Raw genomic sequence first — 9223 nt, forward strand, 5'->3', positions numbered from 1 at the left:
CATAAAAACTTCTTGGATATATTTGGTATACTACCGATTTTTTCCACCACTGCATATCTTATCCTCGCTTTATTACTAATTTATCTTCTAGTAAGTGTTTTTCCTTGTAAATATCTAACTCTATTGGACTACCCTTCTTTAAAGTAATAGATATTTCAGTTTGGCTAACATCTAGGTTTATCAACCTATCTCTATAGTTAATGTTGAAGCTATAGCCATCCCAGTCATCTGGTAGGATTGGGGCAAATGATAGGCAACCATTATAGGTCCTCATACCTGCAAAGCCCTGAACTATTGACATCCATGCACCTGACATACTAGTTATATGTAGGCCGTCATCTGTATCCTTATTGTAGTTATCTAGGTCTAGCCTAGCTGTTCTTTCATACATACCAACTGCCTTTTCCTCTAAGCCAATCTCACAAGCTAGTATAGAGTGTATACAAGCTGATAGACTTGATTCATGAACAGTCATTGGTTCATAGAATAGGTAGTTATTTTTCTTTTCTTGGTCAGTGTACCTGTCACCAAAGTAGTAGATACCTTGTAGGACGTCTGCCTGCTTTATATAGCAAGACCTCAGAATTTTGTCCCAAGCCCAATTCTTGTTTAGGGGCCTATCAGCTTCAGTTAATATATCAACCGGCTGTAAGTCCTTATCAAGGAAGGTATCATGCTGTACAAATACTCCTAGTTCTTCATCGTATGGGTAGTACATATTGTCTACTATATCATTCCACTTACTTAATTCATCTTGGTCGATTTCCAATGCTTCTAACTTAGAGACTAACTTATCACCTAGTTTGTCTATCATAGCCATTGTAAACTCAAGAGTCCAAGCTGCTATAGTATTAGTATACCAGTTGTTATTTACATTATTTTCATATTCATTTGGTCCAGTTACACCATGTATCATATACTTCTTATTTCTCTGACTGTAGTGGACTCTATCAGCCCAGAACCTTGATATACCAACTAAGACATCTATACCATAGTCAACTATATAGTCATAGTCTCCAGTATAATTTGCATAGTTGTAAAGTGCATAGGCAATTGAACCATTTCTATGGATTTCTTCAAAGGTAATTTCCCACTCATTATGGCACTCTATACCGTTGAAGGTAACCATTGGGTAAAGGGCACCCTTTAGTCCCTGCATGCTTGCATTATGGTAGGCTTCAGTCAACTGGTTGTACCTGTATAGTAGTAGGTTCCTTGTAACCTCCTGTGGGGCAGTAGATAAATACATAGGTATAATATATGCCTCAGTATCCCAATAAGTTGCTCCACCGTACTTTTCTCCTGTAAAGCCCTTAGGCCCTATGTTCAACCTTAGGTCATCCCCATAGTAGGTTGAGAATAGTTGGAATATACTGTACCTAATCCCCTGCTGTAGCTTCGGCTTGTTTTTAATTACTACATCGGCTATATCCCACCTCTGTCTCCACTTTAGGGCATGTCTTTCAAATAGCTTATCATAGCCTAAATCAGCTGCAGACTTGGCAAGGTCTCCTGCTACACGAGTTAGGTCTTCCTCCTTATGGTCTCTTGTAGTAGTTACAGCCACAATTTTTTCTAGACTTGCAGTCTGACCAGGTTCTAGCCTGACTTGTGCCCTAGTTGAAACAGATTCATCGCCAATTACAGCTTCAAACCTATAGTCCTCATTCTGGTCTGAATATAGTCTTGAAACCATATAGTTACATATAGTAAACCTCTCAACACCAAAATTGTTTTCTATAGTCTTAGAAACAAGGTAGCCAGTGTTCTCATGGGCCCCCTTATCTAAAACATGCCAGAACTTTTCTTCATAGTTAGAATCCTCATTTTCAACATCAGCATCAAGATATGGAACAAATTCCACAAGTGTCTCTGCATCTAAAGCTCTTACAGAGTACTTGATAGGACAAATTTCCTTTGTGTCAATACTAACAAATCTTTCTACATCTATCTGGAAGGACTTGTCAGACCTCTTTATTTCAAAGCTCCTCTTTAGGAGTCCCTTCTCCATATCAAGTTCTCTTCTATATGAGACTATTTCTTCTACATTTAGGTCAAGCTCTTGTCCATCTATCTTTACACCTATCCCTATAAAGTTAGGTGAATTTATCATCTTACCAAAGTATTCTGGGTAACCAATTTTCCACCAGCCTACCTTAGTCTTGTCTGGAAACCAAACACCCCCAATATAAGTACCCTGTAGGGAGTCTCCTGAGTATTTTTCTTCAAAATTACCCCTCATCCCCATATACTCATTAGCAAGGGACATTATGCTCTCCGAAAATCTAAGTTCTTCCTTATTTAATTCGTTTTCTATTACTTTAAATTCATTATATTCGAATTTCATATTCCCTCCTGATACCAAGGACCAATAGTCTTCTTTAGACAAAAGCTTGTATATAGTTGACTATTAAAATCCTGGGTTCCTGAAAATTTACTTTACTGATCCGGCTGTTATACCCTTTATAATCTGCTTCTGAGCTATGAAGTAGAAGATGATTACTGGTATGATCGCTATTGTAAGACCAGCTAAGGCTAGGTGCCACTGCTTTGTATACTCACCGAAGAAGAAGAACATCTTTAGTGGTATTGTTTCTGAACCCAACTTGTTTATTACTAAAGATGGTAGTAAGTAGTCGTTCCATATCCAAATTGTGTTTAAGATAGCTACTGTTACTGTAATAGGCTTTAGGATTGGGAATATAATATACCAGAATACCTGGAACCTATTACAACCATCAATGATTGCTGCTTCATCTAGTGACCTAGATATACCGTTGATTGTACCATGATATAGGAAAATGGCCATTGATGAACCAAATCCTAGGTACAAGAACATTATACCCGGTCTATTTAGCATACCTAACTTACCGAAAAATGATACTAGTGGTATCATTACTGCCTGGAAAGGTATTAGCATAGCTGCTACGAATACAAAGAATATTATTGAACTAACCTTTGACTTAACCCTTGAAAGGGCGTATGCTGCCATTGACGAAAATACTATTATAATTATTACGCTGACAACAGTTATGATAATAGAGTTTGTAAATGTCTGTGCAAAGCTCAAATTTTCTGCTGCCTGCTTGTAGTTTTCAAAGTGTACTCCTTCTGGTAACCTAAGTGGAGATTCAAATATTTCTTTCTTAGTCTTTACAGAGTTAACAACCATCAAGTAGAATGGACTCAACCATAGTAAACTCAATATTGTTCCAAGAATTCCTAGTATTATATTTTTCTTTTTTGTACTACTCATTACATCTCCACCTCCCTCTTCTTGTTATAGTAAACCTGAGTTAATGATATTACTGCTATTATTATAAAGAATACAAGTGCCTTTGACTGGGCATAGGCCATCTTATTTTCTAAGAACGCTGTATTGTAGATGTTCATAGCGACCATCTGAGTTGAGTTATAAGGTGCTCCACCTGTTAATGACAAGTTCTGGTCATAAAGCTTAAATGAGTTCGAAAGTGTCAAAAACATACTTACTGTAAAAGCTGGTGCCACTAGAGGGAATATAATATGTCTGAATCTCTGGAAGACATTGGCCCCATCTATCTGGGCGGCTTCTACCAAGTCCTCTGGTATACCTTCAAGGTGGGCTATATAAATAATCATTATATAACCTGACATCTGCCAAGCTGTAAGTATTACTAATCCCCAGAAGCCTGTACGAGTAGTTGATAGCCAACCCTGTAGAGCCTCTGTTCCAACCGCCTGTCCAATAGCATCAAAGCCTTGGATAAATACGAACTGCCAGATAAAACCTAGAATCAAACCACCTATAAGGTTTGGCATGAAGAATACTGTTCTCATTATGTTACTACCCTTTAGCTTCTGTGTAACAAGAAGGGCTAGTCCCAAGCCTAGAGCATTTATTAAAACTATTGATACTACTGCAAACTTAGTAGTAAACCAAAGTGCATTTCTAAAACCTTCATCTCCTAGTAGCTGTATATAATTACTGATACCCGCAAACACCGGTGTGTTTATACCATCCCAGTTTGTGAATGAATAATAAACACCATATAAAAGCGGAATAACAACTACCATGATTAGTGCTATTAAAACTGGTGCCAAAAACAACCAGAAAAATAGACCATTCTTACCTAATTTTTTGTTCATAATAGCCTCCTATTGCTTTTTTAAAAACAAGGTGCTGACAAGTTGAAATCAACACGCAGCACCTCAATTTAATCATTTATTACTGTCTAGCCTGTTCCCAAGCCTTCTGTGAAGTCTTAACTATGTCATCCCAACTAGCCTGACCACTTACATATCTCTGGATTTCTGCTCCAAGAGTCTTCTGTCCCCAGCTTGATGGATATCCCATGAATACCCAGTTAATTGTATTTCCATCTTTTGCATACTTGTAGATTGTCTGAGCTAGAGGATCACTGATCTTAGATTCGTCAAATCCCTTATATGCTGGTATAAACTTGAACTGAGTTAGGACATATTCCTTACCCTTGTCTGAAGAGTACATCCAGTTTAAGAAGTCCTTAGCTGCCTTCTTAGTTGCATCATCCTTAGTATTGTTTACTGCCCAGTACATTGGAACACCAACTGGTAGCTTACCTTCAGCAACACCTTCTACTGGTATAGGAAGCATACCCATGTTCTTAGCTAGGCCAGCATCTATCTGTTCTACTGAATTAAATACCCAGTTACCCTGCTGAATCATAGCAACCTTACCGTTAGAGAACAGCTTTTCAACCTGCTGAGAGTAATCTAAGCTTGCTGTTGGCTGTACAGAGAACTTGTTCTGCATGTCAAGAATATCCTTGAACTGCTTACCATACTTGAATTCTACATTCTTAGCTGTAAATGCCTTGTTAATATCTCCGTCAAATTCTGGAGAAAGGAATACATTTGATAAGTGAAGTCCTGTTACCCAGTCTTCCTTAGCTGGTAGAGCAAATACTGCATCTAAACCTAATTCCTTCTTCTTAGAATCTAGAGTCTTAACTGCTTCTGCCAACTTAGCATAAGTAGTTAACTCTTCAGCCTTGATTCCAGCCTTTTCAAATATTGCCTTGTTATAGATGAATCCGTAACCTTCCTGGTTGAATGGTAGACCGTATACCTTACCATCGACTGTTACACCATCTAGAGTCTTTGGAAGTGCTTCCTTAGCAACTGGTACATCAGTTAAGTCTTCTAGCTTAGTCTGCCAATCCTTAACGTCCTGAGGTCCACCAATATTGAATATTGTAGGCTCATTTCCTGAAGAGAACTTAGACTTTAGTGCTGCACCATAGTCACCACCACCGCCTACAGTAGTTACATTAATCTTAACATTTGGATTTTCCTTCATATATTCCTGGGCCAACTTATTGAACTGGTCCTTGAATTCTACCTTAAACTGGAATACATCCAACTGTACCTGGTCTCCACTTGAGCTTCCACCACCAGAATTTCCACAACCTGCTAGCACTGAAGCAGACAAAACGCCTACTACGGCTAAACTTAGTAATTTTTTAAACTTCATAAAAACCTCCTAAAAAATTTAACACTTACTTTAAAAATTTTAACATTTACCTTATATGTTATACCCATTACTAGGAAAACTATCACATTTACACAAATAAATCTATTAAATTTCCTATAATCAGTATATAACCAAATTAATAATCAAGATCCTAATCTTCTATGATGTAGTCAACTATATCAGCTAGGTCAACATCCTTATTTTCAAGTATATCAATCAGCTTTCCACAGCTAAATTCACCAATCCTCATAGACCCTACATCAACATTTACAACCCTGTGCTTGTCCTTGCTAAAGCTATTTGATTCTGCGCCAAATGCCCCTATCATTATATCCTTTTCTCTACCTACACTAGATAGGTAGTCTATGGCTCCAGAAAATATTAGGGAGTCAGTAATCACTACTCCATCCATATCCTGGTTGGCCTCTAGTAGCTTCTTCATGGACATATAGCCGTTGAGTTTATTAAATTCGTTTTCCTCAACCAAATCAGAACTGAAATACAAGTCGTTTTCCCTTATAGACTGGAGATAGCCATCGTACCTGTCAATTGTAACCATAGAGTCTCTCCTACCACCTATAAAGCCTATCTTCTTACATCCATAATCAGCTAAGTAGTTTGTCAGCTTCCTACAGGCATCTGCATTATCTGTATCCACCGTATAGATATCATTATATTCCCTGCTCTTACCTATTAGGATAAATGGAAATTCTATTTTTCTAAGATAGTTTACTGTTGAATCACCAATTACTGACCTCATAAGGATTACCCCGTCTACCTTATTGGAGTTTACCAGCCTTTTCACTGCATTGGTTTCATTTTTACCATTATAGGCAATCAAGGTATCATAGCCCCTCTTACCTGCCGTCTTGGCAACTCCTCTTAGGCTTTCCTGGAAGAAAGGGTTCATAAAGAAATCATCGTCTGCTGGTAGGACAAGTCCCACATTTTTGGAAATCCTATTGGCAAGACTTCGGGCGATAGCACTAGGATGGTAGTCTAAACGTTCCATCACCTCAAATATCTTTTTCTTGGTGCTATCACTGATATCCGGATAATTTCCGATAGCTCTAGATACAGTTGCCTTTGACACACCGGCCTCATCAGCCACGGTCTGCATTGTAACTTTTCTCTGTTTTTCCACTACCGAACCTCCTTAATTCAGTCAATATTATTATAAAGTCTCTAAACCGATTTCGTACTAACTTTATTAATTACTTAACCGGTTTCGCTAACTTTATACACAATATATCATAATTAGCATTCTATTGCAATATATTTTATTAAAATTTATTGAAAATTTTCAAAATATGGATTATACTGGTCTTACAATTCACTAGCTACTATAAATTTTCTATAAAAAAACGACCAGTAATTAGTGGTAAATACTTAATTTTAGAAGGGAGAAAATGTATCTGATACATTTAAGTTAATGAATATGAAGCAATATATTTGTTTTGATGTCGGCGGTACTGGCATCGGTTATGGTATTATCGAAGAAAACGGAAATATAATAAAGAAGGGCAGCATGAATTCTGAAGCCAGGACACTTGGTGGTAAGGGCATAGTTGATAAGATGGTTGCCAAGACTAAGAGCCTTCTGCCCGACTACAAGCTAGAGGGTGTGGCCATATCTACTCATGGAATGATAGACTCAAAAAATGGTATAGTCATGCATGCGGATGACCACCTAATACCTGGCTACTCTATGATGAGGGTCAAGGATATTGTTGAAAATGAAACGGGCCTTACATGTCACCTAGAAAATGACGTCAACTGCGCCGGACTAGGAGAGCTTTGGCTGGGTGCTAATAGCGACAGGAAGCTAGTAAGTATGATTACAGTCGGAACTGGTATAGGAGCCTGCCTGATTCAGGATGGGCAGTTAATTACTGGTGAATGCATGTGTGCAGGTGAAATCGGTAAAATAATGATACCAGGTGGTAGATTTGAGGATGTTGCGTCTACATATGCTATGACATCTGGACTTGAAAAAAGGCTGGGTCTTGAAACTGATAGTCTTAACGGTAAGATGGTATTTGAAAGGATAGAGGCTGGAGACCAGGTATATATAGATGCAGTTGATAAGATGATAGATAAGTTGGCTATTGGCCTATCAACCCTTGCCTACATCTATAATCCAGGAATAATAATCCTTGGCGGAGGTATTATGGCAAGAGAGGACTACTTCAAGCCTAGATTAGAAGTTGCCTTGGCCAAGTATTTAACTCCACTTATACTAAACAATACAGAGCTTAGGTTTGCCAAGCTAAAGAACGATGCTGGTATGGTTGGAGCCCTTAGGAACTTCTTAAATAAGATGGGAGAATAAGATGATAAAAATAATGTTTGTTTGTCACGGCAATATCTGTAGGTCACCTATGGCCGAAGCCCTATTTCGTCACATGATAAGGGAAGAAGGCCTAAGTGACAGGGTCTTCATAGATTCATCTGCTACCTCCTACGAAGAAATCGGCAACCCAGTCCACCCAGGTACCAGGAACAAGCTAAAAAAGTATGGAATCTCTGTAGATAATATGTTTGCAAGCAAGCTAAAAAGGTCTGACCTAGATGAATATGACTACATATTTACCATGGACCAAAATAATATGAACAATATTAAGAGAGAATTTGGTAGCATTGACCAGTCTAAGGTTATGAAGTTTATGGACTTGACTGACCACCCAAGGGACATAGCAGACCCTTGGTATACTGGTAATTTTGACCAGACCTATGATGACATTTACGAGTCCTGCCTTTGTCTTATGAAGCTTGTAAAGAAAAGGCTTGGGGCCTAAAATCAAAGTTATTAATATAATTCCAAAGGGGAGGATATATTGAATATATCTTCCCCCTTTTATCTTGGCTCTTATAAACAATTTAGAGGTTTTCAATAAATGCTCCTCTATACACTTGCACAAATCAGTTTTTATCCACAAGTCTTTACCAAAATACTATGCCACTACCGTAGTCCCTTAGCCTTCCACTTCCAAGTGAAATAGCCTCCTTACCATGGTCTTCAATAAATGACCTAATCAATTCACCATCTGGATGACTAGCTAGGTCGCCAAAAAAGCCTACCCTTTCCTTGCCTAAATCACAGCTAGCCCCGCCTATAAATCCATAGTCCATCCCATCTAGACCTATATGACCTGGACTTATTTCCAGAACCTCCAAACCATGGCCTCTAAGGGTCTTACTTAAGCCTGGATCACCTGTAATTACAGCCTCATCCGTCACCTGACATATGGAGCAGTTTGCATAGCCCTGGTTGACTGAAATTATTTTAAGATCTCCTCTTCTCCCTATAAATTCTATCAGCCTTGGTTCTAACGAATCCAGCCTTCCTATTGCATAGCTGCCCGTATAGGCAAGGTTGAGGGCTACATCTCCAGGATATTTTTTTTCTAATTTTTTTACTCCTTGTACCAACCTGTATTTTCCACTTATATGCTCTGACAAAAGTTGCCTATAATAGTCATAGGACTCCTTAGAGCAAACAAAGGTCTGGCCGTCAAAGAATATTGATAGGTCAACATGTCCCCTTAGTCCCTCATAGAGCAGGCTCTGTTCATAGGAATCATACAGTTCAAATCCCATCGCCAACAGACTATTTCTAATTTCATTATCCATTCGAAAATCAACTATTATATTTATAATAACCACCGTCCTATCATCTAGTAAAATAGTATTTCTAAACAAGATTGAGGTCCAATAAACATAGGTCAA

Annotated in this window: 8 protein-coding genes; 2 read left to right on the top strand and 6 right to left on the bottom strand. The window is 38.3% G+C overall.

The genetic code is table 11. From position 1 onward, the window contains the following. Positions 1 to 58: 58 nt before the first annotated feature. The 5 genes from ACW6OJ_RS06350 to ACW6OJ_RS06370 form a co-directional block, all read right to left on the bottom strand. Positions 59 to 2347 carry a glycoside hydrolase family 65 protein gene (locus tag ACW6OJ_RS06350; protein ID WP_456096064.1) on the bottom strand — a complete coding sequence of 763 codons (2289 nt, stop codon included), beginning with the start codon at positions 2345 to 2347 and terminating at the stop codon, positions 59 to 61. A gap of 87 nt (positions 2348 to 2434) precedes the next feature. Beyond that, positions 2435 to 3256, bottom strand: a complete 822-nt coding sequence (locus ACW6OJ_RS06355) for a carbohydrate ABC transporter permease (RefSeq protein WP_455105489.1) — start codon at positions 3254 to 3256, stop codon at positions 2435 to 2437. Further along, positions 3256 to 4128: a carbohydrate ABC transporter permease gene (locus ACW6OJ_RS06360; RefSeq protein WP_455103950.1), complete on the bottom strand. Its 873-nt coding sequence runs from the start codon at positions 4126 to 4128 to the stop codon at positions 3256 to 3258. Before ACW6OJ_RS06360 ends, ACW6OJ_RS06355 begins: the two co-directional genes overlap by 1 nt. A 79-nt stretch (positions 4129 to 4207) precedes the next feature. After that, a complete protein-coding gene (locus ACW6OJ_RS06365; RefSeq protein WP_455105488.1) occupies positions 4208 to 5494 on the bottom strand; it encodes an ABC transporter substrate-binding protein in 1287 nt (428 codons plus the stop codon). 151 nt (positions 5495 to 5645) lie between these two features. Beyond that, a complete protein-coding gene (locus ACW6OJ_RS06370) occupies positions 5646 to 6638 on the bottom strand; it encodes a LacI family DNA-binding transcriptional regulator (protein WP_455105487.1) in 993 nt (330 codons plus the stop codon). Between the two features lie 294 nt (positions 6639 to 6932). Between ACW6OJ_RS06370 and ACW6OJ_RS06375 the strand changes: the two genes are divergently transcribed. After that, entirely contained in the window at positions 6933 to 7826 is an 894-nt protein-coding gene (locus ACW6OJ_RS06375; RefSeq protein ID WP_455105486.1) for an ROK family protein, read from the top strand. 1 nt (position 7827) lies between these two features. Continuing rightward, the gene (locus ACW6OJ_RS06380; RefSeq protein WP_455105485.1) at positions 7828 to 8292 is read left to right on the top strand and encodes a low molecular weight protein-tyrosine-phosphatase; all 465 of its coding nucleotides are present in this window, start codon (positions 7828 to 7830) and stop codon (positions 8290 to 8292) included. A gap of 145 nt (positions 8293 to 8437) precedes the next feature. On the opposite strand, the gene ACW6OJ_RS06385 is transcribed toward ACW6OJ_RS06380, so the two are convergent. Continuing rightward, positions 8438 to 9223: DUF6873 family GME fold protein (locus ACW6OJ_RS06385; protein WP_456096065.1), on the bottom strand; the 786-nt coding region annotated here is incomplete at its 5' end.

The sequence above is a fragment of the Peptostreptococcus sp. genome, assembly GCF_977045075.1.

Coding starts and splice junctions, on each gene's coding strand:
- ACW6OJ_RS06380 (WP_455105485.1), top strand. CDS start 7,828: ATGATAAAAATAATGTTTGTTTGTCACGGCAATATCTGTAGGTCACCT.
- ACW6OJ_RS06365 (WP_455105488.1), bottom strand. CDS start 5,494: ATGAAGTTTAAAAAATTACTAAGTTTAGCCGTAGTAGGCGTTTTGTCT.
- ACW6OJ_RS06375 (WP_455105486.1), top strand. CDS start 6,933: ATGAAGCAATATATTTGTTTTGATGTCGGCGGTACTGGCATCGGTTAT.
- ACW6OJ_RS06355 (WP_455105489.1), bottom strand. CDS start 3,256: ATGAGTAGTACAAAAAAGAAAAATATAATACTAGGAATTCTTGGAACA.
- ACW6OJ_RS06350 (WP_456096064.1), bottom strand. CDS start 2,347: ATGAAATTCGAATATAATGAATTTAAAGTAATAGAAAACGAATTAAAT.
- ACW6OJ_RS06360 (WP_455103950.1), bottom strand. CDS start 4,128: ATGAACAAAAAATTAGGTAAGAATGGTCTATTTTTCTGGTTGTTTTTG.